The 24,625-nt window shown below is 40.4% G+C and carries 26 protein-coding genes; 24 read left to right on the top strand and 2 right to left on the bottom strand.

The window, feature by feature from the left end; translation table 11 throughout:
- Positions 1-8: 8 nt before the first annotated feature.
- Entirely contained in the window at positions 9-863 is an 855-nt protein-coding gene (locus tag D8862_RS01980) for a YitT family protein (RefSeq protein WP_125448497.1), read from the bottom strand.
- 143 nt (positions 864-1,006) lie between these two features.
- On the opposite strand from D8862_RS01980, the gene D8862_RS01975 reads away from it, so the two are divergent.
- Positions 1,007-1,843 carry a DegV family protein gene (locus tag D8862_RS01975; RefSeq protein ID WP_125448496.1) on the top strand — a complete coding sequence of 279 codons (837 nt, stop codon included), beginning with the start codon at positions 1,007-1,009 and terminating at the stop codon, positions 1,841-1,843.
- Between the two features lie 107 nt (positions 1,844-1,950).
- A complete protein-coding gene (locus tag D8862_RS01970; RefSeq protein ID WP_001284636.1) occupies positions 1,951-2,226 on the top strand; it encodes an HU family DNA-binding protein in 276 nt (91 codons plus the stop codon).
- A gap of 132 nt (positions 2,227-2,358) precedes the next feature.
- On the opposite strand, the gene D8862_RS01965 is transcribed toward D8862_RS01970, so the two are convergent.
- A complete protein-coding gene (locus D8862_RS01965) occupies positions 2,359-3,345 on the bottom strand; it encodes an L-lactate dehydrogenase (RefSeq protein ID WP_000204722.1) in 987 nt (328 codons plus the stop codon).
- 193 nt (positions 3,346-3,538) lie between these two features.
- On the opposite strand from D8862_RS01965, the gene gyrA reads away from it, so the two are divergent.
- The 22 genes from gyrA to lepA all read left to right on the top strand — a co-directional run bounded on the left by gyrA (position 3,539) and on the right by lepA (position 24,602).
- Positions 3,539-6,007 (top strand): DNA gyrase subunit A, encoded by a 2,469-nt coding sequence (gene gyrA / locus D8862_RS01960; protein ID WP_125448495.1) that lies wholly within the window; start codon positions 3,539-3,541, stop codon positions 6,005-6,007.
- Positions 6,007-6,747, top strand: coding sequence for a class A sortase (locus D8862_RS01955; protein WP_125448494.1), 741 nt, complete (start codon positions 6,007-6,009; stop codon positions 6,745-6,747). Before gyrA ends, D8862_RS01955 begins: the two co-directional genes overlap by 1 nt.
- Before the next feature lie 73 nt (positions 6,748-6,820).
- The gene (locus tag D8862_RS01950) at positions 6,821-7,237 is read left to right on the top strand and encodes a hypothetical protein (protein WP_125448493.1); all 417 of its coding nucleotides are present in this window, start codon (positions 6,821-6,823) and stop codon (positions 7,235-7,237) included.
- Positions 7,238-7,263: 26 nt separating this feature from the next.
- Entirely contained in the window at positions 7,264-7,893 is a 630-nt protein-coding gene (locus D8862_RS01945; RefSeq protein ID WP_125448492.1) for a hypothetical protein, read from the top strand.
- 131 nt (positions 7,894-8,024) lie between these two features.
- Complete coding sequence (locus D8862_RS01940) at positions 8,025-8,228, top strand: hypothetical protein (RefSeq protein ID WP_125448491.1); 204 nt, start codon at positions 8,025-8,027, stop codon at positions 8,226-8,228.
- A gap of 37 nt (positions 8,229-8,265) precedes the next feature.
- A complete protein-coding gene (locus D8862_RS01935; RefSeq protein WP_125448490.1) occupies positions 8,266-8,607 on the top strand; it encodes a hypothetical protein in 342 nt (113 codons plus the stop codon).
- A gap of 122 nt (positions 8,608-8,729) precedes the next feature.
- Positions 8,730-9,077: a hypothetical protein gene (locus D8862_RS01930; RefSeq protein WP_125448489.1), complete on the top strand. Its 348-nt coding sequence runs from the start codon at positions 8,730-8,732 to the stop codon at positions 9,075-9,077.
- A 124-nt stretch (positions 9,078-9,201) separates the two neighbouring features.
- Positions 9,202-9,999 carry a formate/nitrite transporter family protein gene (locus D8862_RS01925; RefSeq protein ID WP_125391272.1) on the top strand — a complete coding sequence of 266 codons (798 nt, stop codon included), beginning with the start codon at positions 9,202-9,204 and terminating at the stop codon, positions 9,997-9,999.
- A gap of 150 nt (positions 10,000-10,149) precedes the next feature.
- The gene (locus D8862_RS01920) at positions 10,150-11,430 is read left to right on the top strand and encodes an O-acetylhomoserine aminocarboxypropyltransferase/cysteine synthase family protein (protein ID WP_125448488.1); all 1,281 of its coding nucleotides are present in this window, start codon (positions 10,150-10,152) and stop codon (positions 11,428-11,430) included.
- A gap of 94 nt (positions 11,431-11,524) precedes the next feature.
- Positions 11,525-12,799 (top strand): DUF2130 domain-containing protein, encoded by a 1,275-nt coding sequence (locus D8862_RS01915; RefSeq protein ID WP_125448487.1) that lies wholly within the window; start codon positions 11,525-11,527, stop codon positions 12,797-12,799.
- Between the two features lie 2 nt (positions 12,800-12,801).
- Positions 12,802-14,046: a glutamyl-tRNA amidotransferase gene (locus tag D8862_RS01910; protein WP_260467899.1), complete on the top strand. Its 1,245-nt coding sequence runs from the start codon at positions 12,802-12,804 to the stop codon at positions 14,044-14,046.
- Positions 14,039-14,830 (top strand): hypothetical protein, encoded by a 792-nt coding sequence (locus D8862_RS01905; RefSeq protein ID WP_038805659.1) that lies wholly within the window; start codon positions 14,039-14,041, stop codon positions 14,828-14,830. The genes D8862_RS01910 and D8862_RS01905 overlap by 8 nt, the downstream gene beginning before the upstream one ends.
- A 74-nt stretch (positions 14,831-14,904) precedes the next feature.
- Entirely contained in the window at positions 14,905-15,783 is an 879-nt protein-coding gene (gene truB, locus D8862_RS01900; protein WP_125448486.1) for a tRNA pseudouridine(55) synthase TruB, read from the top strand.
- Between the two features lie 113 nt (positions 15,784-15,896).
- Positions 15,897-16,535 (top strand): uridine kinase, encoded by a 639-nt coding sequence (gene udk, locus D8862_RS01895; protein ID WP_001181372.1) that lies wholly within the window; start codon positions 15,897-15,899, stop codon positions 16,533-16,535.
- Between the two features lie 127 nt (positions 16,536-16,662).
- Positions 16,663-18,003: an exodeoxyribonuclease VII large subunit gene (gene xseA / locus D8862_RS01890; protein WP_125448485.1), complete on the top strand. Its 1,341-nt coding sequence runs from the start codon at positions 16,663-16,665 to the stop codon at positions 18,001-18,003.
- Positions 17,981-18,193: an exodeoxyribonuclease VII small subunit gene (locus tag D8862_RS01885; protein WP_000043226.1), complete on the top strand. Its 213-nt coding sequence runs from the start codon at positions 17,981-17,983 to the stop codon at positions 18,191-18,193. The genes xseA and D8862_RS01885 overlap by 23 nt, the downstream gene beginning before the upstream one ends.
- Complete coding sequence (locus tag D8862_RS01880; RefSeq protein ID WP_125448484.1) at positions 18,190-19,065, top strand: polyprenyl synthetase family protein; 876 nt, start codon at positions 18,190-18,192, stop codon at positions 19,063-19,065. Before D8862_RS01885 ends, D8862_RS01880 begins: the two co-directional genes overlap by 4 nt.
- Complete coding sequence (locus D8862_RS01875) at positions 19,058-19,873, top strand: TlyA family RNA methyltransferase (RefSeq protein WP_001041091.1); 816 nt, start codon at positions 19,058-19,060, stop codon at positions 19,871-19,873. Before D8862_RS01880 ends, D8862_RS01875 begins: the two co-directional genes overlap by 8 nt.
- Positions 19,866-20,297, top strand: a complete 432-nt coding sequence (locus D8862_RS01870) for an arginine repressor (RefSeq protein ID WP_001034389.1) — start codon at positions 19,866-19,868, stop codon at positions 20,295-20,297. The genes D8862_RS01875 and D8862_RS01870 overlap by 8 nt, the downstream gene beginning before the upstream one ends.
- Positions 20,298-20,303: 6 nt before the next feature.
- Positions 20,304-21,971 carry a DNA repair protein RecN gene (gene recN, locus D8862_RS01865; protein ID WP_125448483.1) on the top strand — a complete coding sequence of 556 codons (1,668 nt, stop codon included), beginning with the start codon at positions 20,304-20,306 and terminating at the stop codon, positions 21,969-21,971.
- Positions 21,972-22,700 (top strand): metallophosphoesterase family protein, encoded by a 729-nt coding sequence (locus tag D8862_RS01860; protein WP_125448482.1) that lies wholly within the window; start codon positions 21,972-21,974, stop codon positions 22,698-22,700.
- A gap of 78 nt (positions 22,701-22,778) precedes the next feature.
- Complete coding sequence (lepA, locus tag D8862_RS01855) at positions 22,779-24,602, top strand: translation elongation factor 4 (protein WP_001047199.1); 1,824 nt, start codon at positions 22,779-22,781, stop codon at positions 24,600-24,602.
- Positions 24,603-24,625: the final 23 nt, after the last annotated feature.

The raw sequence follows: 24,625 nt of genomic DNA, 5'->3' as shown, positions 1-24,625 counted from the left end.
CCAGCTTTTTATCTATTTTCTTTTTTGAAAGTGAATCCTTCGCCTAGTATTTCATGAGCTTCGGTGATAGTGATGAAGGCTTGAGGATCGATTTGGTGAATCATATCCTTCATTTTAACGATTTCATTTCGACCAACGATACAATAAATGATTTTCAAATCTTTCTTACTGTAGTAGCCTTGACCAGAGATATAGGTCACGCCACGTCCTAGTTCTTCATTGATTTTATCAGCCAATTGCTCAGGATACTGAGTGATAATCATAAATCCTTTACCAGCATAGCCCCCTTCCCCAATCAAGTCGATAACACGAGCGATGATAAAGTCAAACAAGAGAGTATAGGTGACAAGACGAAGATCCTGGAAGATGATTAAAATCAACATCAGGATGAGAAAGTCAATCCCAAAGAGTAATTTACCAATCGAAATATTGGTGTATTTGTTGAGGATACGGGCAACAATATCAGAACCACCAGTAGTCCCACCAGCATTAAAAATAATTCCTAAACCGACTCCCAGTAAAACACCCGAAACCAAGGAAACGATAATGAGATCTCCTTGTAAGTCAAACTGTAAAGGAATTCTTTCGAAGACAGCAAGCCAGACAGAGAGGGAGATAGTTCCCAAGAGACTGGAATAGAGAGTTTTGGGACCAAATATTTTCCATGCTAGGATAAATAAAGGAATATTTATCAAGAGATTCATCACTGAGACAGGAATTTTAAAGAGATAGAAGGTAATCAATGTGATACCAGTTGCTCCGCCTTCAAACAAATGGTGAGGAACTACAAAATAGGTAAGACCAAAGGCATAAATAGCTGCCCCAAGTATGATAGTAATAATAGGCTGAACTTTTCGGATCATGACTTTCCCTCGCTTTTCTATAGATAGATTATACCAAAATTCCAAGCTTTTTCATTGGATTCATCATGATTTTTTAACAATTTTTTGATATAATAAAAGTGATAAATCCCTATCTTATTGAGAAGAATAGAAAGATTGAAGATATGACACAAGTAAAAATTGTAACTGATTCCTCTGTTACTATTGAACCAGAAGTAGTTAAAGAATTAAATATCACCGTTGTTCCTTTATCTGTGATGATTGATGGTATCCTTTATTCTGATGCAGATTTGAAAGAAGGGGAATTCCTTCATCTTATGCAGCAAAGTAAAAACCTGCCCAAAACCAGTCAGCCTCCAGTGGGAGTATTTGCTGAAGTTTTTGAAGAACTAGGTAAAGACGGTAGTCAGATTCTCGCTATTCACATGTCCCATGCCTTGTCTGGAACTGTTGAAGCTGCTCGCCAAGGGGCAAGTCTCTCAACTGCTGATGTGACTGTTATTGATAGTTCTTTTACAGATCAGGCGATGAAGTTTCAAGTTGTTGAAGCTGCTAAACTTGCCCAAGAAGGTAAAGATTTAGAAACCATCTTGGCATGTGTGGAAGAGGTCAAGAAACATACTGAACTCTATATCGGTGTTTCAACATTAGAAAATCTAGTTAAGGGTGGACGTATCGGACGTGTGACAGGATTGCTTAGTTCTCTGTTGAATATTCGTGTCGTCATGCAAATGAAGAACCATGAACTCCAACCTATTGTAAAGGGACGCGGTGCTAAGACATTTAAAAAATGGCTTGACGAGTTGGCCGAGACCCTTTCTCATAAATCTGTTGCAGAAATTGGAATATCCTACGCTGGTACTAATGAATGGGCCAATGAGATGAAGAATGTTTTACAAACTTATGTCGAAAAACCAATCTCAGTACTGGAAACGGGCTCTATCATTCAGACCCATACAGGTGAAAATGCATGGGCTATCTTAGTTCGATATCATTCCTAAAAAAATAGAGAAAAATCGTTAGAAATAGCGTTTTTGACTTGACCTGTGGGCAATTTTAGGATATGATTATATTTGTTAATTAGAAATTATTTGGAGGAATTATTAACATGGCAAACAAACAAGATTTGATCGCTAAAGTAGCAGAAGCTACAGAATTGACTAAGAAAGATTCAGCAGCAGCAGTTGACGCTGTATTTGCAGCAGTAACTGAATACCTTGCAGCTGGTGAAAAAGTTCAATTGATTGGTTTTGGTAACTTTGAAGTTCGTGAGCGTGCTGCACGTAAAGGTCGCAACCCACAAACTGGTAAAGAAATCAAAATCGCAGCTTCTAAAGTTCCAGCATTCAAAGCTGGTAAAGCTCTTAAAGACGCTGTTAAATAATGAATTTTAAAAAAGCCTGTCATATCAAGCATTTGAGCTTGTGCGACAGGCTTTTTTGTTTATCTGAAAAGTTGATGTTATCGTTCTGTGCAAAAAGAAAAAGGCTCCCATGAAATGAGAACCTTCTTTTAATTAGTTTTTAGAAGCTGCTTGGAATTCAGGATTTTTCCACGCTTCATCAATGATTGCTTGCAATTCTTTAGCAGATGCTTGCATTTTTTGAGTTTCCGCATCGTTCAATGGGATGTTTACTGGACGAACGATACCGTGTGCACCAACAACTGCTGGTTGACCGATAAAGACGTTTTTAACTCCGTATTGACCTTCTTGGAAGACTGAAAGTGGAAGTACTGCATTTTCGTCATCAAGGATTGCTTTTGTGATACGAGCAAGTGCTACAGCGATACCATAGTATGTAGCTCCTTTTTTGTTGATGATTGTATAAGCAGCGTCACGAACGCCTTCGAACAATTCAATCAATTCAGCTTCTTGAACGTTTTGAGTATCTTTAAGGAATTCTTCAAGGTTTACACCAGCGATATTTGCATGTGACCAAACAGCGAATTCAGAATCTCCGTGTTCACCCATGATGTAGGCGTGAACTGAACGAGCATCAACATCCAATTTTTCAGCAAGTGCTTGACGGAAACGAGCTGAGTCAAGTGAAGTACCTGAACCGATAACACGTTCTTTAGGGAATCCAGAGAATTTCCAAGTTGAGTAAGTCAAAACGTCAACTGGGTTAGCTGCAACAAGGAAGATACCATCAAAACCTGATTCAACAACTTGTGTTACGATTGATTTGTTGATAGCCAAGTTTTTGCCTACAAGGTCAAGACGAGTTTCACCTGGTTTTTGAGGAGCACCTGCAGTGATAACAACAAGGTCAGCGTCTGCACAGTCAGAGTATTGAGCAGCGTAGATTTTTTTAGGTGAAGTGAAGGCAAGGGCGTGACTAAGGTCAAGCGCATCACCAACAGCTTTTTCGTGTAATTGTGGAATTTCGATAATTCCAAGCTCTTGTGCAATTCCTTGGTTAACAAGTGCGAAAGCGTAAGATGAACCTACGGCACCGTCACCAACAAGGATCACTTTTTTGTGTTGTTTAGTTGAAGTCATTATCTAAACATCTCCTTCATTTTTTTTAGGGGAATCCCCAGACACTTTCATTCTATCACTTTTAAAAAGCTTTGTCACGAATATTCTATTCGGTTATCAATGTAAACGTTTTAGTAGTTTCAGATGCCTGAAATAAAGGACATTTTATGGTATAATATATCTAATTACTAATAGTGAAATGAGGCATTTATTAATGCAGGATAGAAATTTAGTGAATGTCAATCTGACAAAGGAGATGAAGACCAGCTTTATCGATTACGCCATGAGTGTTATCGTAGCGCGTGCTCTTCCTGATGTTCGAGATGGCTTGAAGCCTGTTCACCGTCGTATTCTTTACGGAATGAATGAATTAGGTGTTACTCCAGACAAACCTCATAAAAAATCAGCTCGTATCACAGGGGATGTTATGGGTAAATACCACCCACACGGAGATTCCTCTATTTACGAAGCCATGGTTCGTATGGCCCAGTGGTGGAGCTACCGTTACATGCTTGTTGATGGGCATGGAAACTTTGGTTCTATGGACGGGGACGGTGCTGCCGCGCAACGGTACACTGAGGCACGTATGAGCAAGATTGCTCTTGAAATGCTTCGTGATATCAATAAAAACACAGTTGATTTCGTAGATAACTACGATGCTAACGAACGTGAACCCTTGGTCTTGCCAGCCCGTTTTCCAAACCTTTTGGTCAATGGGGCAACTGGTATCGCTGTTGGGATGGCAACTAATATTCCACCTCACAACTTGGGTGAAACCATTGATGCAGTGAAGTTGGTCATGGACAATCCAGATGTGACGACTAAGGACTTGATGGAGGTCTTGCCTGGTCCAGATTTTCCGACTGGTGCTCTTGTCATGGGGAAATCAGGGATTCATAAGGCCTATGAGACTGGTAAAGGTTCCATTGTCCTTCGTTCTCGTACAGAGATTGAAACTACTAAGACGGGTCGTGAGCGCATCGTTGTAACGGAATTCCCTTACATGGTCAATAAAACCAAGGTCCATGAGCATATTGTTCGCTTGGTTCAGGAAAAACGCCTTGAGGGCATTACAGCCGTACGTGATGAGTCCAATCGTGAAGGCGTTCGCTTTGTAATCGAGGTTAAACGCGACGCGTCTGCCAACGTTATCCTTAACAACCTCTTCAAGATGACCCAGATGCAAACCAATTTTGGTTTCAACATGTTGGCGATTCAAAATGGCGTGCCAAAAATCTTGTCCCTTCGTCAAATTTTGGATGCTTATATCGAGCACCAAAAAGAAGTGGTTGTTCGCCGCACTCGTTTTGACAAGGAAAAAGCAGAAGCGCGTGCGCACATTTTAGAAGGTCTTTTAATTGCACTAGACCATATCGACGAAGTGATTCGTATTATCCGTGCTAGTGAAACGGATGCGGAAGCCCAAGCCGAATTGATGAGCAAGTTCAAGCTTTCTGAACGTCAAAGTCAAGCTATCCTTGATATGCGTCTTCGTCGTTTGACAGGATTGGAACGTGATAAGATTCAGTTTGAATATGATGAATTGATTGCCTTGATTGCAGATTTGGCTGATATTCTTGCCAAGCCTGGGCGTGTAGCTCAAATCATCAAAGAGGAATTGGACGAAGTCAAACGCAAGTTTGGTGACAAACGTCGTACCGAGTTGATGGTCGGAGAGGTCTTGACCCTTGAAGATGAAGATTTGATTGAAGAGTCGGATGTCTTGATTACTCTCTCTAACAAGGGTTACATCAAACGTCTGGATCAAGGTGAGTTCACAGCCCAAAAACGTGGTGGTCGTGGTGTCCAAGGTACTGGGGTTAAGGATGATGACTTTGTGCGTGAGTTGGTTTCAACCAGCACCCATGATCATTTGCTCTTCTTTACCAATAAAGGACGAGTATACCGACTAAAAGGTTATGAAATTCCTGAATATGGTCGTACAGCCAAAGGGTTGCCAGTTGTCAATCTTTTGAAGTTGGACGAGGGTGAGAGCATTCAGACCATTATCAACGTTGAGTCTGAACGTAGTGATGATGCTTATCTCTTCTTCACAACTCGTCACGGTATTGTGAAGAGAACCAGTGTTAAAGAATTTGCTAATATTCGTCAAAATGGACTTAAAGCCTTGAATCTCAAAGATGAAGACGAATTGATTAATGTCTTGCTGACAGAAGAAGATACGGATATTATCATTGGTACCAAGTTTGGTTATGCTGTTCGTTTTAATCAGTCAGCTGTTCGTGGCATGAGCCGTATCGCGACAGGTGTTCGAGGGGTCAATCTTCGTGAAGGAGACACAGTAGTTGGTGCTAGCGTGATTACAAACCAAGATGAGGTTCTTATCATCACTGAAAAAGGTTATGGTAAGCGTACTCTTGCAACTGAATATCCAACAAAAGGTCGTGGTGGTAAAGGGATGAAGACAGCCAATGTTGCTGAGAAGAATGGTCCTCTTGCAGGTCTCCTCACTGTTAAAGGAGATGAAGACCTGATGATTATCACAGATACAGGTGTCATGATCCGTACAAATGTTGCCAATATTTCACAAACAGGACGCTCAACTATGGGAGTGAAGGTGATGCGTCTAGACCAGGATGCTAAGATTGTGACCTTTACAACGGTTGCTGCGGCAGAAAAAGAAGAGGTAGCAACAGAAGAGAAAACAGAGGGTGAAGCATAATGTCTCACAGAAAAATAAAGAAGAATAACCGTAAAAATATACTAATCAATATTTTAGCTGGATTTTTAATTCTTCTATCCCTTGCCTTGATTTTTAATGCTCAAATTCGTGACCTCTTTATGGTTTGGAATACCAATAAATACCAAGTCAGTCAGGTGACTAAGGAAAAGATTGAGGAAAATAAAGAGACAGAAGGAAATTTCGATTTTGATTCTGTCAAATCCATTTCATCGGAAGCGGTGTTAGCTGCCCAGTGGGATTCTCAGCAACTTCCAGTTATCGGAGGGATTGCCATTCCTGAAGTAGAGATTAACCTGCCTATTTTTAAAGGTTTGGATAATGTAAACTTGTTCTACGGAGCAGGAACCATGAAAGCAAATCAGAAAATGGGAGAGGGCAACTATTCTCTAGCTAGTCACCATATCTTTACTGCTGAAAATGCGAGTCAGATGCTCTTCTCACCTTTGGTCAATGCCAAAGCGGGGATGAAAATCTATCTGACTGATAAAGATAAAGTATACACCTATGAGATTCGTGAAGTGAAGCACGTAACCCCCGATCGGGTAGATGAAATCGAGGATCGTGAAGGAGTTAAGGAGATTACGCTGGTAACTTGTGTGGACTATAATGCGACAGAGCGGATTATTGTTAAAGGTGATTTTAAAGAAGTTAAAGCTTATTCTGAAACATCTGATGATATCCTAAGCGCCTTTAATAAGCCATATAAACAACGTTATTAACCTCAAAAACCAGTGAATTGTATTTTTCACTGGTTTTTGTCAAATAGAAGCGTCAGTCAAAGGAGAATGATGCATGTTCGAATATTTTTTGTTTGGAATGAAAACGATGTGGGAAAGTCCTGTCTTTAGTTTTGCCTTTTACTTATTAACCTCTATTCTTTTACTAATCTTTTGGCGACGTTTTATAATTGTCCGTCGTAGTGGTGGTGATTTTTTTGCTCCGTTTCACATTGCCAATGGGAGACTTTATATTCACAATGCTTTTGTATTTGTGAAGAGAATCATTCCGCTGAATAACATCAAAATGATTGAAGTCAAATATATTCGAAGTGTCAAATTGAACGGGGCAAGGTATCATGTGTGTATTGAACAGAAAGACAGAAAGCCCCTATCATTTTTCTGTGGCAAATCAAAACAGAATGATCTCCTTGTGAAGAATCTAAAGAATGAAACTAAAAACTACCATATTAGAATTGTAATAGATGGATAAGTGTTTAGCTTAAGAAAGGAATGATCATGGATAAGCTACAAGAAGTCAGAGAAAATGAACAGTTAAGGACCTTACTGATGACTGAATGTGATATTTATTTTTATGACAAGATAAGTGAAGTCCAGTTTTCAGGGAACAATGAGGAGTACTCTCTTGCCTGTAAGGCATTTGCTCAAGACGGTAGTGGGGGAGAATATGTTTTTCTCGAAGATAACAGCATAGGCTTTATCGGAAGTGAGGGCCAAGTGGGGAGAGTATCAGAAAGTCTGAAGGACTTACTAACATTCCTACTTCATGCAGGTTGTATTTCGGATTTTAGTTGTCAGTATCTTTATCAGAACACAGACTTATTGAAAGCATTTTGTAGGGGCTATGTGTCTAAAATACGAGAAAGTTATCAGGCTAGGCAGGAAAATTGGGATCTGGTACGAGGAGATATGGCTCAAAAACTATCACTTGATTTCAATCCTGAAAAACTAGAAAAAGTAGCCATGGCATTTTATCAAGCGGCGACAAGGGAGCCTGTCTTTTCCTGTAAGTATGTAGACGGTGAAGAAGAGTATACCTGCGATTCAGTCTTGTCGGACATTGTAGGCTTGTGGACGACAGAACTTGTAGGTATGAGTAGAGAAGAAATTGAAAACTATAAAATTTGATAATGTATGATACTTGCAAGATAACCATTCAACTTTAATGGTATCTTTTCAATGTGAAAGGAAGCTGGTCAGTAGGTTGAAAGATTTATCGTAAGCAACCGAAGGATGTCTAGTATAAGAGAGGATAGATAATGAGTCAGTTAAGAGAAAAGTCTTTAGTTACGCTCAAAGAAGACATAACAAGTAGTTTTCCATTTGACAAGGATCTTCCTATGATATTTTTGGGAGAAATTGCCAATATGACTGGACACGGAATCTTCGTAGGAAAATCGGGGAAATCTTATTTTGGATATCATATTTCACATTTTAGAGAACTAAGTGAAGATGAGATATAGGACTTTCGCAGTAGGAAAAATAGATGAGGAGTTGAGAATGAATAATCAGATTGACTTGGTACTTCCAAACCTATACGCAGAATTCTTGAGTAAAATTGATAAAGCAGGAGAGTTGGTAATAGAGAATACAGGCATCACCTTATACTCAAGACTAGATCTGCTAGAAAGAAACTCCACCTACCAAATAGAAGAGTGGGAACCAGATTTTTTCCTGATTGGGCAAGATGGGGATGTCGCTTTTTTTATAAAGAAAGATTCTGACGACACTATTTATATGAATGATTTGGGGGCATTAGGTTCACTGGAAATGAAACCCATATCTTTGAATATTTTCGAGTTTGTGAAACAAGCGAGTGAACATTATGATGATATCTTTTAATCATTGCAAGTGTTGTTATTTTATCGTACGCGTGTGTGGAAGACATTTTTATGAAATCATTTGAACATTTTGATTAATGTTAATAAATTTTTAGTAAATGATAATGATTTGGAGAGTGAACAATGAATTTTGATGAGAGTTTACAGCAATACACTTATGAGCATGAGGGAGTGACCTTTGTTTGGGACGAAGAGCCTGATTGTGACTTTATAGATAAAGTTGAACTGTTATCAAAAAATTATCAGGAAAATCTCAATAGAATTATCAACTTCATGCTAGCTGATCTTAAGGAAATGTATGGAGAAATCAGCGAGGAAGATGTGAAGAACAAGCTGGGGAAACCTATCATTGACTACAATCAAGGAATAGTTAGTTATTGTGAGCAAACCTTCGATGACTGGCACCTATTTGAATTTGAATTTTTGGATGATCAATTTGAAACATTGGAATGTTTTTCTGTTAATGGGTAAAGGAGAGATTTATGGAATTCCCCAATGCATTGATTTTCTTTGTAGAAAACGTATACAAGAAAGGCTTTTCAAAATGCGTGCTTTATGTTATAATATTCACAAATAAAAGTTTTAGGAGTTTTTTATGGTCTCTTCAGAATTTATCTCAAAGATTGAATTTGCTTGCAAGAAGAAAGAAAGTCTTTATAGCCAAAGCAAGTTTAAGTATGCGATTCGTTCCATGTTTGCAGGTGCTTTTCTGACATTTAGTACGGCTGCAGGCGCAGTTGGGGCTGACTTGATTAATAAGATCGCTCCAGGTAGTGGACGTTTTCTCTTCCCATTTGTTTTTGCTTGGGGATTGGCCTACATTGTTTTCTTTAATGCTGAGCTGGTAACTTCAAATATGATGTTTTTGACAGCTGGTAGTTTCTTGAAAAAAATTTCATGGAGAAAAACAGCTGAGATTTTACTTTACTGTACCTTGTTCAACCTTATCGGAGCTTTGATAGCAGGTTGGGGCTTTGCCCACTCAGCAGCCTATGCAAATCTAACGCATGATAGCTTCATTTCAGGGGTTGTAGAGATGAAGTTAAGCCGTTCCAATGAGCTAGTCTTGCTTGAAGGTATTTTAGCCAATATCTTTGTAAACATTGCTATTCTTTCATTTGTTTTGGTGAAAGACGGTGGGGCTAAACTTTGGCTTGTTTTATCAGCAATTTACATGTTTGTATTCTTAACAAACGAACACATTGCTGCGAACTTTGCTTCTTTTGCGATTGTTAAGTTCAGTGTTGCAGCAGATTCAATTGCTAATTTTGACATACCTAATATTCTTCGTCACTGGGGTGTAACCTTTGTCGGAAACTTTATCGGAGGAGGTCTCTTGATGGGCTTGCCTTACGCCTTCCTTAATAAAAATGAAGATACTTATGTCGATTAAAGAAATGCGCACGAGTGAATCGTGCTTTTTTGTTTGATGTGTAAGACTAGTCATAGTTGTTCCTTATATCAAAATATAAGAAAACGGTATTGGAAAAGACTAGCCCAAGATGATACAATATCCCTAATGAAGCTATTTGGAGGTCGTCTTATGACTCGTGATTTTAAATTTGAAACTCTACAATTACATGCTGGACAAGTAGTTGATCCAGCGACTAAATCTCGTGCAGTACCGATTTATCAAACAACATCCTTTGTTTTTGATGACACGCAAGAAGGTGCCGATTTGTTTGCTTTGAGAAAACCTGGCAATATCTATACTCGTATTACCAACCCTACAACAGCGGCATTTGAAGAAAGAATCGCAGCTCTTGAAGGTGGTGTTGGAGCACTAGCGACAGCATCAGGTATGGCTGCTGTAACCTACACTATTTTGGCGCTTGCTCACGCAGGTGACCATGTGGTGGCTGCGTCAACTATTTACGGTGGTACTTTCAATCTCTTGAAAGAAACCCTTCCTCGTTATGGAATCACAACAACCTTTGTGGATGTGGATAATTTGGAGGAAGTGGAAGCAGCTATCGGTGACAATACCAAACTTGTCTTGATTGAAACCTTGGGGAACCCCTTAATTAACATTCCTGACTTGGAAAAATTGGCTGAGATTGCGCATAAACACAAGATTCCTCTTGTTTCGGACAACACTTTTGCCACACCATATTTGATTAACGTCTTCTCTCACGGTGTAGATATTGCCATTCACTCAGCGACTAAGTTTATCGGTGGACATGGTACGACTATTGGCGGTGTCATCGTGGACAGTGGTCGTTTTGATTGGGAAGCATCAGGGAAATTCCCTCAATTTGTTGAGGAAGATCCTAGCTACCACAATTTGAGCTATACTCGTGATGTGGGTGCAGCAGCCTTTATTATCGCTGTTCGTGTTCAATTGCTTCGTGATACAGGTGCTGCCTTGTCGCCATTTAATGCCTTTCTCTTGCTCCAAGGGCTTGAAACTCTCTCTCTTCGTGTGGAACGCCATGTGCAAAATGCAGAGAAAATTGTTGATTTCCTTGTCAACCATCCTAAGGTAGAGAAGGTAAATTATCCAAAACTAGCTGACAGTCCTTACCATGCCTTGGCTGAGAAATATTTTCCAAAAGGTGTGGGTTCAATCTTTACCTTCCATGTCAAAGGTGGAGAGGCAGAAGCTCGCAAGGTGATTGATAATTTGGAAATCTTCTCTGACCTAGCAAACGTTGCAGATGCTAAGTCCCTTGTGGTCCATCCAGCTACAACAACTCATGGACAGTTGTCAGAAAAAGATCTAGAAGCAGCAGGTGTAACACCAAACCAAATTCGCTTGTCGATCGGTCTTGAGAATGTAGAGGATTTGATTGAAGATTTGCGCTTGGCCTTGGAAAAAATTTAAAGTAACAGATATAAACAGTGGGTTTTGACTCACTGTTTTTGATTTTCCCTCAGGCATGATATAATGGTTACAGAAGTCTAGAAAGAGGAAAGTTATGAACGAAATCAAATGTCCCAACTGTGGGGAAGTCTTTACAGTAAATGAAAGTCAGTATGCCGAACTTTTATCCCAAGTGAGAACTGTTGAGTTTGATAAGGAATTGCACGATCGGATGAAGCAGGAGCTGGCCTTGGCTGAGCAGAAGGCTATGAATGAGCAACAGACTAAACTGGCTCAAAAAGACCAAGAAATTGCGCAACTGCAGAGTCAAATCCAAAACTTTGATACAGAGAAAGAGTTAGCTAAGAAAGAAGTTGAACAGACAAGCCATGAGGCCTTGTTGGCCAAGGACAAGGAAGTACAAGCCTTGGAAAACCAACTGGCTACCTTGCGTTTGGAGCATGAAAATCAACTTCAAAAGACCCTTTCTGACCTAGAAAAAGAACGGGATCAGGTCAAAAATCAGCTCCTCTTGCAAGAAAAAGAAAATGAGCTTTCTCTTGCTTCTGTTAAGCAAAACTATGAAGCTCAGCTCAAGGCAGCCAGTGAACAAGTTGAGTTTTACAAGAATTTCAAAGCCCAACAATCAACCAAGGCAATTGGGGAAAGTTTGGAACAGTATGCAGAGAGTGAGTTTAACAAGGTTCGTAGTTTTGCCTTTCCAAATGCCTACTTTGAGAAGGATAACAAGGTTTCTGCGCGTGGTTCTAAGGGAGACTTTATCTTCCGAGAATGTGATGAAAATGGAGTCGAAATTATTTCCATCATGTTTGAAATGAAAAACGAAGCGGATGGGACGGAGAAGAAGCATAAGAACTCGGATTTTTACAAAGAATTGGACAAGGACCGTCGGGAGAAGAACTGTGAATATGCCGTTTTGGTGACCATGTTAGAAGCAGATAACGACTACTTTAATACAGGAATTGTTGACGTCAGCCACGAGTATGAAAAGATGTATGTGGTTCGTCCTCAGTTCTTTATCCAGTTAATTGGTCTCCTGCGAAATGCGGCGCTTAATTCCCTAAAATACAAACAAGAGTTGGCCTTAGTGCGAGAGCAGAATATTGATATCACGCATTTTGAGGAAGACTTGGATGCCTTTAAACTAGCCTTTGCTAAGAACTACAACTCAGCTTCGACTAACTTTGGCAAAGCAATCGATGAAATTGACAAGGCCATCAAACGCATGGAAGAGGTCAAGAAGTTCCTAACCACATCCGAAAACCAACTCCGCCTCGCTAATAACAAATTGGAAGATGTTTCAGTTAAAAAATTGACCCGAAAAAATCCAACTATGAAAGCGAAATTTGAAGCGCTGAAGGGGGAGTAAACTTGACTATAAAAAAACCTCTAAAATTTACGGATATATATATTGCCTATTTACCATTAGTTGTTTTTTTGCTCAATTTTTTATACGGTTTTTTGAACTTCGAAGGTTCAACAGTTTCTAACGAAAGGTCTAGATATGATTTGCTTTTTGGAGTGATTGGCTTTTTTCCAACTATTTTTGGCTATATTTTTAGCTTTCTAGCCAATCTTATTGTAGGTATAACTTATGTAAAAAAAGCAAAAAATCAAATGAAGTGTCTGATTGCATTCCTATTGATTGGCAATGTTTTTTTATCAATATTTCTCATGTTTTTATTAAATTTTAAGATGATAGTTTCTTTTGATTTTATAACAGATGTTAATCTTTGGAGTTTCATTTTTTCTTTATTTTTATTTCCGTATATAGATTGGATTTATCAAAAGGGGGAGTATAATCAAAAAGTGAGTAGAATTGTAGTCATTATAGTATTAGTGGGAATTTTTTCTCCATTTCTAGGTAGTGAAATTCAAACTTACTTGAGAAATAATACCAAAGTACAACAATTACAAGAGTTTTATCATTCTAGGGATTTGAACTACGAATTAACACTTAAGTCTTCATACTATGATAGTAATATTTCCGATGTAGGTGTCTTTGATGTTTTCGATAAGGGAGTTACCATAAAAGTGGGTGCTAAGTACACGCGTCAAAAATTAAAATATGTTACTTTCATTGATGAACAATATGGCCTAAAGGAATTTATAAAAAATGCTGTTTCAAGTGATGAAGCTCAAATAGTTCTAAAAGATTTTAGGTCAGTAGTGGAAGATGCTATTAAAAAGAAAGGTTATGATTTATCTGTATTTGATGCTGAAGATCAGCCATTAGCTAGTCCAGGTTTTCAAATATCACGTTCATTTAGAATCACTTCTTTTATTAAAGAAAAAGCAGTTCAAAATCAAAACTCATCTAGTCCAGAAAAACAAGCATTTGGAGGATATGCAGTAATTTCTCCTAAAGACTATATGAAAGAGGGAGCCCTTCGTTTACGTTTAACACTTAGTGAACGTGACAAATTGAAGTTAGATGACATTGATTTTTCAAGACTCTCCGATGGACACTACATGATCAATAATGACTATTTTATAGTGAACAACGGAATGTATACAATAGTTGAAGATGAAGATGATTTTGAAAATTTTTTACTGAGAGAATTTAGTAAACAATTTTATTTGGAGGATTTTTATAAAATTGAAAAACTTGATTAAATTATTAGCAAATAAAGATGTAAAATTTCTTTATAATATTTGTATTCGATTATCTTCATATTTAGTAGTTGTTGCAGTTTATATAGCAATTTTGGGTTTGTTTTTATTGTTTAAACAAAATATTATTGCAGTACGTTATCTGTTATTTTTGTCGGTATTATTTATAGTTATTGGCATCTTTTTAAGTTTATTGACATGGAAAGTTCTTCTATATTGGAAGGAGACTTTGATTGATTTTAAGAAATATCAATCTTTCTTTGAACACAGTGTTAGTCATTCCAATAAGTTTAATAAGAAATTTAATGAAGTAAGTTTTGAATTAATCACAGGAGAATTATCTTACCTCAGAGGAGATTTTTTATTAGCACTTAGTCAATATTCAAATATCAATCTTTCTAATATTTCTAAAAAAAATAGAAAAATATTTGAATTTAAGAAATTATATTATGAATTTCTATCTTCTATCCATCTTCAAGATGCGCAAGGTATTGCTTTCATTGAGGAACAATTGTCCAAGGCTGCAGATTGTAAAGGTGGTAAGGCTAAATTCGTTGCACAAGCCCAAACCATAAAAGATATTGTGTTTAATAAAGAACCAAACGACTACTTCGATACAACTGAACCAGAAAATAAGCTAGCTCGAATCAAGTTCTCATATTACGGAGCTCTCAATGCTCAGCTAAAAGGAGATGAAGCTCGTGTTCGTAGTTTGTTTGAAAGTATCGCCCATGAAAATCCAGAACTCTTTTATGTACAGGAAGCTAGGAAGTATTTAGAAAAATGAGCTGATATAGTTTTAAAATCTGTCTAAGATAGAATATGTTGATGTAAAGTGAAAAGGGAATTAGAAAGTAACAAATGAACGGTATTATCAACTTAAAAAAAGAAGCGGGAATGACCTCGCATGATGCGGTTCTTAAACTGCGTAAGATTTTGGGCACCAAGAAAATTGGTCATGGTGGGACCTTAGATCCGGATGTAGTGGGTGTTTTGCCCGTTGCAGTTGGCAAGGCGACACGCATGGTCGAGTTTATGCAGGACGAGGGCAAGGTCTATGAGGGAGAAATCACTCTGGGCTATTCAACGATAACCGAGGATGCTAGTGGGGAAGTGGTCGCAGAGACCCCTGTTTTGTCGCCCTTGGATGAAACTATTGTTGACGAAGCGATAGCTAGTCTGACTGGGCCTATTATTCAGATTCCGCCTATGTATTCGGCTGTCAAGGTCAATGGCCGCAAGCTATATGAGTATGCGCGTGCTGGTCAGGAAGTGGAACGTCCAGAACGTCAGGTGACCATTTATCAATTTGATCGAACAAGTCCGATTTCTTATGAGGATTACCTCGCACGATTCACTTTTCGTGTAAAATGCAGTAAGGGAACTTATATCCGTACCTTGTCGGTTAACTTGGGAGAGAAGCTGGGTTATGCGGCTCATATGTCCCATTTGACACGGACTAGTGCTGCAGGTTTGCAGTTAGAAGATGCCTTGACCTTAGAAGAAATTGCTGAAAAAATGGAGGCTGGTCAACTGGACTTTCTCCATCCTCTAGAGATTGGAACAGGGGACCTTGTTAAAGTTTTTCTAACTCAAGAACAGGCTACAGAAGTACGCTTTGGTCGTTTTATCGAGCTAGAACAATTGGATAAGGAATTGGCTGCCTTTGAGGGAGAAAAATTGCTAGCCATTCTTGAAAAACGGGGTGAACTTTACAAACCAAGGAAGGTTTTTATCTAGTCTAACTGAGATGTAGGGATTTGAATTGTTACCCATAATCTATCCAAAATCAGACTATAAATTTGGCTAAAAATGTGATAGAATAGACGACGGATAAAAAAACGGAGGATAGCATGCAAAATAGACCAATCATTATCGGAGTGACAGGTGGTTCTGGTGGTGGTAAGACCAGTGTTTCAAGAGCCATTTTATCGCATTTTCCTGATGAAAAGATTTCCATGATTGAGCATGATTCGTACTACAAGGATCAGTCTCACTTGACTTTTGAAGAGCGTGTCAAAACTAACTACGACCATCCATTTGCCTTTGATACAGACTTGATGATCGAGCAAATTAAAGAGTTATTGGCGGGTCGTCCAGTGGACATTCCGACTTATGACTATACAGCGCATACACGGAGTAGCAAGACCTATCGTCAGGAGCCTCAGGATGTCTTTATCGTTGAGGGGATTTTGGTCTTGGAGGACAAGCGTCTGCGCGATTTGATGGATATCAAGATTTTTGTGGATACAGATGATGATGTGCGTATTATTCGACGTATCAAGCGTGATATGGAGGAGCGTGGCCGTAGTCTAGACAGCGTTATTGAGCAGTATTTGGGCGTGGTCAAACCCATGTACCACCAGTTTATCGAGCCGACCAAGCGTTATGCCGATATCGTCATTCCTGAGGGAGTCAGCAATACCGTTGCTATCGATCTTTTGACCACCAAGATTGCAAAGATTTTGGAAGAAGCACGAAATAGCAAATAATCAGATGAGGAGGCTTGGCCTCCTTTTCTATTTTTCCTTTAGTTTCGGTATGCAAAAGGAGATTTTTAAGCATATTTTTGGTATAATAATACCTATGAAAGAGCAAGTAAATGAATAGTAGGTGGCGATGGAAAAGTATTTATCGGTAACAACTTTGACCAAGTATCTGAAAATGAAATTCGATAAAGACCCTTACTTGGAACGGGTCTATTTAACTGGTCAAGTTTCCAACTTTCGTAAACGACCTACTCACCAATATTTCTCCCTAAAAGACGACCATGCAGTCATTCAAGCGACCATCTGGTCTGGGATTTATCAGAAATTAGGTTTCGACCTAGAAGAAGGGATGAAAATCAATGTGATTGGGCGTGTGCAGGTTTATGAACCGAGTGGGAGCTACTCTATCATCATTGAGAAGGCTGAGCCTGATGGGGTTGGGGCGCTTGCAATTCAGTTTGAACAACTCAAGAAAAAATTGACGGAAGAAGGTCTGTTTCAAGAACGTTTCAAGCAACCTCTTCCCCAATTTCCTAAGCGTATCGGCGTAGTAACCAGTCGTAGTGGAGCTGTTATTCGAGATATCATCACGACCGTCAGCAGACGTTTTCCTGGTGTTGATATCCTTCTCTATCCGACTAAGGTACAAGGTGATGGAGCTGCGGAGGAAATTGCTCGAAATATTGCGCGTGCCAATCAACGTGAGGACCTAGATGTTCTCATCATTGGTCGTGGTGGGGGTTCCATAGAGGATCTCTGGGCCTTTAACGAAGAAATTGTGGTACGGGCTATTTTTGAATCCCGTTTGCCCGTCATCTCTAGTGTGGGGCATGAGACGGATGTGACCTTGGCGGATTTTGTGGCAGATAGACGGGCTGCGACGCCAACAGCTGCTGCTGAACTGGCAACACCTGTAACCAAGTTGGATCTTTTGACCCATTTGCAAAATCAAGAAAAACGGATGGCGACAGCTGTACAAAATGTCTTGTCAAAGAAAAAAGAAGCTCTGAAAAAATGCAGTCAGTCAGTCATCTTTAGACAGCCAGAGCGCTTGTATGATGGTTATTTGCAACGGTTAGATCAACTACAACTGCGCTTAAAACAAAGTTTGCGAACACGGATTTCTGATAACAAACAGCTAGTCCAAGTAAGGACGCATCAACTGGTCCAACTATCACCTATTACCAAAATCCAGCGTTATCAAGACCGTCTAGGTCAGTTGGACAAGCTCCTACGTAGCCAAATGGCGTTGGTTTATGATGCCAAGGTTGCGGAGGTGAAGCGACTTTCAGAAGCCCTGTTGATGTTGGATACCAGTCGAATAGTGGCGCGTGGTTATGCTATTGTCAAAAAAGAAGAGTCCGTAGTAGATTCGGTTGAGAAGTTGAAGAAAAAAGACCAAGTGACGCTTTTGATGCGAGATGGTCAAGTAGAATTAGAGGTTAAAGATGTCAAAACAAAAGAAATTTGAGGAAAATCTAGCAGAACTGGAGACCATTGTCCAAAGTTTGGAAAACGGTGAAATTGCTTTGGAAGATGCAATTGCGGCCTTTCAAAAGGGCATGGTCTTGTCAAAAGAGCTCCAAGCGACGTTGGACAAGGCTGAAAAGACCTTGGTCAAGGTCATGCAAGAAGACGGAACAGAAAGTGATTTTGAATGAAGAAGCAAGAAAAATTAGCTCTTGTTGAGTCGGCTTTGGAAAATTTTTATGGAGACCAGCAGTTTGCCTCTAGTTTGCGAGAGTCTGTTCTCTATTCCATTCATGCTGGTGGCAAGCGAATTCGCCCATTTCTCTTGTTAGAAGTTCTGGAAGCCTTGCAAGTTGCTATCAAACCTGCTCATGCCCAAGTGGCTGCGGCCTTGGAAATGATTCATACAGGGAGCTTAATTCACGATGACCTTCCTGCTATGGATGATGACGATTACCGTCGAGGGCGGTTAACCAATCATAAGAAATTTGGCGAAGCAATGGCGATTTTAGCAGGAGATGCCTTATTCCTAGATCCCTATGCCTTGATAGCGCAGGCAGATTTGCCAAGTCAGATCAAGGTGGACTTGATTGCCAACTTATCCCTAGCATCAGGAAGTCTAGGCATGGTTGCAGGGCAGGTTCTGGACATGGAGGGCGAACACCAGCACTTGTCTCTGGACGCACTCCAGACCATTCATGCTAATAAAACAGGTAAGTTACTAGCCTATCCTTTTCAAGCAGCTGCTATCATAGCAGAATTAGCACCAGAGTTACAAGCAAAACTGAAAACTGTGGGTGAATTGATTGGGCTAGCCTTTCAAGTTCGAGATGATGTGCTGGATGTGACAGCTAGTTTTGAGGAAATCGGCAAAACACCACAAAAGGACCTGCAGGCAGAAAAGTCAACCTATCCTGCCTTGTTGGGTTTGGAGGAGGCTATTGTCTTTTGTAACCAAACATTGAATCAAGCCACGGCTAAATTAGAAGAAATTGCCCAGCAGGTTCCTTTTGAGATAGAATCGATTGTAAGAGTAGTAGAAAGTTTGAGAATCAATGGCTAAGGAAAGAGTGGATGTATTAGCTTATAAACAGGGCTTGTTTGAGACACGAGAACAAGCCAAGCGGGGTGTTATGGCTGGGCTTGTTGTGGATGTTCTTAATGGAGAACGCTTTGACAAACCAGGAGAGAAAATCCCAGACGATACCGAGCTAAAACTCAAAGGTGAAAAACTCAAGTATGTCAGTCGTGGTGGTTTGAAACTGGAAAAGGCCTTGCAGGTCTTTGACTTGTCAGTGGAAGGAGCGACAACGATTGATATTGGGGCCTCCACTGGAGGATTTACCGACGTCATGTTGCAGAATGGTGCTGAGTTGGTCTTTGCAGTTGATGTTGGTACCAATCAGTTGGCTTGGAAATTGCGTCAAGATCCTCGGGTTGTCAGTATGGAGCAGTTTAATTTCCGCTATGCTGAAAGGACTGACTTTAAGCAGGAACCGAGCTTTGCCAGTATTGATGTGAGTTTCATTTCCCTGAGTCTGATCTTACCAGCCTTGCATCGTGTTTTGGCTGATCAAGGTCAAGTTGTAGCACTTGTCAAACCTCAGTTTGAGGCAGGCCGTGAGCAGATTGGGAAAAATGGAATCATTCGTGATGCCAAGGTTCATCAACATGTCCTTGAATCAGTCACTGCTATGGCAGTTGAGCAAGGTTTTTCAGTGCTTGGATTAGACTATTCACCAATCCAAGGTGGACATGGAAATATCGAATTTCTGGCATATTTGAAAAAGGAAGAGGGAGCAAGCAACCAAGTTGCCCCTGAAATAGAAAAAGTTGTAGAGAGAGCACATAGAGAATTTAAAGATGAATAAAAAAGAAAGACTTGAAAAAATTAGAAGATTTGTAACAGATTATCAAATCGGAACACAGGAAGAAATCGTTGAGCACTTAAAGGAAGCAGGTATCTCTGCCACTCAAGCGACGGTGTCACGAGATATTAAGGAACTGGGTATCGTAAAAATTCCTTTGAAGAACAATAAATACATCTATGAATTGCCAAAAACAATTGTAAGAAGTTTGCAGTTGGCTGAGAATAACATAGTAGGTTCTGAGCGCATGGGAAATATGATCAATCTGGACGTCATTCCTGGGAATACTGCCTTTGTCAAGAGTCAGCTGATGAATACTTTCTCAGAGAGAATTTTCAACTGCCTGGCAGACGACAACTCAATTTTGATTATCTTGAGAAATGAAGAAGACGCCAAGGAAATGTTTGAACAAGTAAAAAATTGGTAGGTTTATATGTTACTTGAAATTTCGATAAAAAACTTTGCCATTATTGAAGCCATTTCCCTCAATTTTGAAAAGGGTATGACTGTTTTGACTGGGGAAACGGGTGCTGGAAAGTCTATCATTATAGACGCTATGAATCTCATGTTGGGGGCTCGTGCAACGACAGACGTTATTCGTCACGGTGCTCCTAAGGCAGAGATAGAGGGGCTTTTCTCGGTTGAAAATAGTCGCCTTTTACAGGAACTTTTTGAAGAGCAAGGCTTGGAATTGGGGGATGAGATTATCATCCGTCGTGAAATTTTACAGAACGGGCGTAGCATCAGTCGGGTCAATGGGCAGATGGTCAATCTTTCTGTCTTGCGTTCGATTGGACAGCACCTAGTTGATATCCATGGTCAGCATGACCAGGAGGAATTGATGCGTCCGCAACTCCACATCCAGATGTTGGATGGGTTTGGTGATGCGGCTTTTGTAGAACTCAAACAAGCTTATCAGACAAGCTTTGACGCCTATCGCAAAATGCGTAAACAAGTTCTTGAAGTCAAGAAAAATCAGCAGGAACACAAATCTCGCATTGAGATGTTGGAATTTCAAATAGCAGAGATTGAGGCGGTAAATTTGCAAGCTGGTGAAGATATTAGTCTCAACAAAGAACGAGATAAACTCCTCAACCACAAAAATATAGCAGATACCTTGACAAATGCCTACACTATGTTGGACAATGAGGAGTTCTCTAGCCTAGCAAATGTCCGTTCCGCCATGAATGACATGGAAAGTGTCGAAGAATACGACCCTGAATACCGTGAAATTTCAAGTTCTCTATCTGAGACCTACTATGTTTTAGAAGACATTACCAAGCGTTTGGAAGATATCATTGATGATTTAGATTTTGATGGCAATCGCCTCATGCAGGTTGAAAATCGCTTAGACCTTCTAAATACTATTACCCGCAAGTACGGTGGGACTGTAGATGAGGTCTTGCTTTACTTTGCTAAGATTACGGAAGAGTACAATCTCTTGACTGGAAATAACCTTTCTTCCGAAGACATGGAAGCAGAGCTTAAGAAATTGGAAGTCGATCTTGTTTCGTTGGCAGGTCAACTTGCATCTGCTCGCCATGACTTGGCCCAGCAGCTCGAAGCAGAGATTAAGCAAGAACTGCACGATCTCTATATGGAAAAGGCACAATTTCAAGTTCGCTTTAGTAAGGGCAAATTCAGTCGTGAGGGAAATGAAATGGTCGAGTTTTACATTTCGACCAACCCTGGTGAAGACTTTAAACCCTTGGTCAAGGTTGCATCTGGCGGGGAATTGTCTCGTCTCATGCTAGCCATCAAGTCTGCTTTTTCTCGTAAGGAAGGTAAGACCAGTATTGTCTTTGATGAGGTGGATACGGGAGTCTCAGGTCGTGTGGCCCAAGCCATTGCTCAAAAGATTCATAAGATTGGCCAGCATGGTCAGGTTTTAGCTATTTCTCACCTTCCACAAGTGATTGCCATCGCGGATTATCAATTCTTCATTGAAAAGATTAGCGATGAACACTCAACTGTTTCGACTGTTCGTCTCTTAACTTTAGAAGAACGAGTAGAGGAAGTAGCTAAGATGTTGGCCGGGGAGAATGTAACCGAAGCGGCCCTTACCCAAGCCAGAGAATTATTGCAAACGAGGGAGAAATAAATGACAGACTATTATGTAATTGGAGATGTCCATGGAAAAGCAGGTATGCTAGAAGACCTTCTCAAAACATGGGATGGTCACACTCAGTTGCTCTTTCTAGGGGATTTGATTGACCGAGGTGAAGACAGTCGCCGTGTTCTAGAAATGGTTAAGGACTTGGTGGACAATCAAGGGGCTATCTGTCTATCAGGAAACCACGAGTATATGTTTCTGACTTGGCTCGATGATCCAGAAGAAAGCTATGACCACTATCGTCGCAATGGTGGTGATACAACCATTAACTCAATCCTAGGTCGTCCCTTGGATGCACCAGTTGATGGCGTAGAAGATGCCAAACGGGTTGCGACAGAAGCAGCGGATTTGGTCGAATTTATCCGCCAAATGCCATTTGTGGTAGAGACAGACAAGTATATCTTTGTTCATGCGGGTATTGATTTGACCTTGGATGATTGGCATGAAACGACTGATTACAAGAAAGTCTGGCTCAGAAAACCATTCCACGAAGCGGCCAATCATACAGGAAAAACCATTGTCTTTGGGCATACACCGGTTTATGGTTTGCTCAAGCAAGACCGAGGTACTGCTGAGCTTTGGATAACAGATGATGGCAAGATTGGCATGGATGGAGGAGCTGTCTATGGTGGTGTCCTTCATGGAATCGTCTTTACAGACCAAGGAATGACAGAACACCACTTTATCGAAAATGATGGTTTTGTTGCCGAAGATTAGTACTCCTAGCAGGGTATGGTCTTGTCAAAATGTTAAAAACAATTTATAATTAATAGATACCCTGAAAGGAAGAGCATCATGAACTTAGAAGAATTAAAGAAACGACAGGAGAAGATTCGAAACTTCTCTATTATCGCCCATATTGACCACGGGAAGTCAACGCTGGCAGACCGCATTTTGGAAAAGACGGAGACGGTTTCTAGTCGTGAAATGCAAGCCCAGCTTTTGGATAGCATGGATTTAGAGCGGGAACGTGGGATTACCATTAAGTTGAATGCCATTGAGCTGAATTATACTGCGAAAGATGGGGAGACCTATATTTTCCACTTGATTGACACGCCAGGGCACGTAGACTTTACCTATGAAGTTTCGCGTTCGCTAGCAGCCTGTGAAGGAGCGATTTTGGTGGTCGATGCGGCCCAAGGGATTGAAGCGCAAACTCTTGCCAACGTTTATCTAGCCTTGGACAATGATTTGGAAATCTTGCCCGTCATTAACAAGATTGACTTACCAGCAGCCGATCCTGAGCGCGTTCGTACAGAGATTGAGGATGTCATTGGACTGGATGCCAGTGAAGCTGTCTTAGCTTCTGCCAAAGCTGGTATTGGGATTGAAGAGATTCTTGAGCAAATCGTTGAAAAAGTACCAGCACCAACGGGCGATGTAACGGCGCCACTCAAGGCCTTGATTTTTGACTCAGTTTATGATGCATATCGTGGGGTTATCCTTCAAGTGCGTGTTATGGACGGAGTGGTCAAACCTGGCGATAAGATTCAGCTCATGAGCAATGGCAAGACCTTTGATGTGACTGAGGTCGGAATTTTTACACCGAAAGCAGTTGGTCGTGATTTTCTTGCAACTGGTGACGTTGGTTATATTGCGGCTTCTATCAAGACGGTTCAAGACACGCGTGTCGGAGATACAGTGACCCTAGCAAGCAATCCTGCAGCAGAACCGCTAGATGGCTACAAGCAAATGAACCCTATGGTCTTTGCAGGGCTTTACCCAATTGAGTCAAACAAGTACAATGACCTTCGTGAAGCCCTTGAAAAATTGCAGCTCAACGATGCCAGTCTGCAGTTTGAACCAGAAACATCGCAGGCGCTGGGATTTGGTTTCCGTTGTGGATTCCTTGGACTTCTCCATATGGATGTTATCCAAGAGCGTTTAGAACGTGAGTTTAACATCGACCTCATCATGACAGCTCCGTCTGTTATTTACAAGGTTAACCAAACTGACGGTGAATCTATGGATGTGTCTAACCCCTCTGAATTTCCAGACCCAACTAAGATTGCGACTATTGAAGAACCGTATGTCAAGGCGCAAATCATGGTTCCGCAGGAGTTTGTCGGAGCAGTTATGGAACTAGCTCAGCGCAAACGTGGGGACTTTGTAACCATGGACTATATTGATGATAATCGTGTCAATGTCATCTATCAAATTCCGCTTGCTGAAATCGTCTTTGACTTTTTTGATAAACTCAAGTCTTCGACACGTGGTTATGCAAGCTTTGACTACGAATTGTCAGAGTACCGCCCATCTAAGCTAGTCAAAATGGATATCCTTCTCAATGGAGACAAGGTGGATGCCCTCAGCTTTATCGTTCACAAGGATTTTGCCTACGAACGTGGGAAACTCATCGTTGATAAGCTCAAGAAAATCATCCCTCGTCAACAGTTTGAGGTGCCAATTCAAGCAGCTATTGGACACAAAATCGTGGCTCGTACCGATATCAAGGCCCTTCGTAAAAACGTACTTGCCAAGTGTTATGGTGGTGACGTTTCCCGTAAACGCAAACTTCTTGAAAAACAAAAAGCTGGTAAGAAGCGTATGAAAGCCATTGGTTCTGTCGAAGTCCCTCAAGAAGCCTTCCTCAGCGTCTTAAGTATGGATGAAGAATAGAAAGTTGAAACACAAACTCTTGA

This window comes from Streptococcus oralis (assembly GCF_003942585.1).
Lineage (GTDB): Bacteria > Bacillota > Bacilli > Lactobacillales > Streptococcaceae > Streptococcus > Streptococcus oralis_BE.
Note: the sequence above shows the minus strand (reverse complement) of the source record. Positions and strands in the feature narration are given on the sequence as shown.

What these genes read in the sequence shown, in the direction of transcription:
- D8862_RS01980 (WP_125448497.1), bottom strand. Translation starts at nt 863, where the DNA reads ATGATCCGAAAAGTTCAGCCTATTATTACTATCATACTTGGGGCAGCT.
- D8862_RS01975 (WP_125448496.1), top strand. Translation starts at nt 1,007, where the DNA reads ATGACACAAGTAAAAATTGTAACTGATTCCTCTGTTACTATTGAACCA.
- D8862_RS01970 (WP_001284636.1), top strand. Translation starts at nt 1,951, where the DNA reads ATGGCAAACAAACAAGATTTGATCGCTAAAGTAGCAGAAGCTACAGAA.
- D8862_RS01965 (WP_000204722.1), bottom strand. Translation starts at nt 3,345, where the DNA reads ATGACTTCAACTAAACAACACAAAAAAGTGATCCTTGTTGGTGACGGT.
- gyrA (WP_125448495.1), top strand. Translation starts at nt 3,539, where the DNA reads ATGCAGGATAGAAATTTAGTGAATGTCAATCTGACAAAGGAGATGAAG.
- D8862_RS01955 (WP_125448494.1), top strand. Translation starts at nt 6,007, where the DNA reads ATGTCTCACAGAAAAATAAAGAAGAATAACCGTAAAAATATACTAATC.
- D8862_RS01950 (WP_125448493.1), top strand. Translation starts at nt 6,821, where the DNA reads ATGTTCGAATATTTTTTGTTTGGAATGAAAACGATGTGGGAAAGTCCT.
- D8862_RS01945 (WP_125448492.1), top strand. Translation starts at nt 7,264, where the DNA reads ATGGATAAGCTACAAGAAGTCAGAGAAAATGAACAGTTAAGGACCTTA.
- D8862_RS01940 (WP_125448491.1), top strand. Translation starts at nt 8,025, where the DNA reads ATGAGTCAGTTAAGAGAAAAGTCTTTAGTTACGCTCAAAGAAGACATA.
- D8862_RS01935 (WP_125448490.1), top strand. Translation starts at nt 8,266, where the DNA reads ATGAATAATCAGATTGACTTGGTACTTCCAAACCTATACGCAGAATTC.
- D8862_RS01930 (WP_125448489.1), top strand. Translation starts at nt 8,730, where the DNA reads ATGAATTTTGATGAGAGTTTACAGCAATACACTTATGAGCATGAGGGA.
- D8862_RS01925 (WP_125391272.1), top strand. Translation starts at nt 9,202, where the DNA reads ATGGTCTCTTCAGAATTTATCTCAAAGATTGAATTTGCTTGCAAGAAG.
- D8862_RS01920 (WP_125448488.1), top strand. Translation starts at nt 10,150, where the DNA reads ATGACTCGTGATTTTAAATTTGAAACTCTACAATTACATGCTGGACAA.
- D8862_RS01915 (WP_125448487.1), top strand. Translation starts at nt 11,525, where the DNA reads ATGAACGAAATCAAATGTCCCAACTGTGGGGAAGTCTTTACAGTAAAT.
- truB (WP_125448486.1), top strand. Translation starts at nt 14,905, where the DNA reads ATGAACGGTATTATCAACTTAAAAAAAGAAGCGGGAATGACCTCGCAT.
- udk (WP_001181372.1), top strand. Translation starts at nt 15,897, where the DNA reads ATGCAAAATAGACCAATCATTATCGGAGTGACAGGTGGTTCTGGTGGT.
- xseA (WP_125448485.1), top strand. Translation starts at nt 16,663, where the DNA reads ATGGAAAAGTATTTATCGGTAACAACTTTGACCAAGTATCTGAAAATG.
- D8862_RS01885 (WP_000043226.1), top strand. Translation starts at nt 17,981, where the DNA reads ATGTCAAAACAAAAGAAATTTGAGGAAAATCTAGCAGAACTGGAGACC.
- D8862_RS01880 (WP_125448484.1), top strand. Translation starts at nt 18,190, where the DNA reads ATGAAGAAGCAAGAAAAATTAGCTCTTGTTGAGTCGGCTTTGGAAAAT.
- D8862_RS01875 (WP_001041091.1), top strand. Translation starts at nt 19,058, where the DNA reads ATGGCTAAGGAAAGAGTGGATGTATTAGCTTATAAACAGGGCTTGTTT.
- D8862_RS01870 (WP_001034389.1), top strand. Translation starts at nt 19,866, where the DNA reads ATGAATAAAAAAGAAAGACTTGAAAAAATTAGAAGATTTGTAACAGAT.
- recN (WP_125448483.1), top strand. Translation starts at nt 20,304, where the DNA reads ATGTTACTTGAAATTTCGATAAAAAACTTTGCCATTATTGAAGCCATT.
- D8862_RS01860 (WP_125448482.1), top strand. Translation starts at nt 21,972, where the DNA reads ATGACAGACTATTATGTAATTGGAGATGTCCATGGAAAAGCAGGTATG.
- lepA (WP_001047199.1), top strand. Translation starts at nt 22,779, where the DNA reads ATGAACTTAGAAGAATTAAAGAAACGACAGGAGAAGATTCGAAACTTC.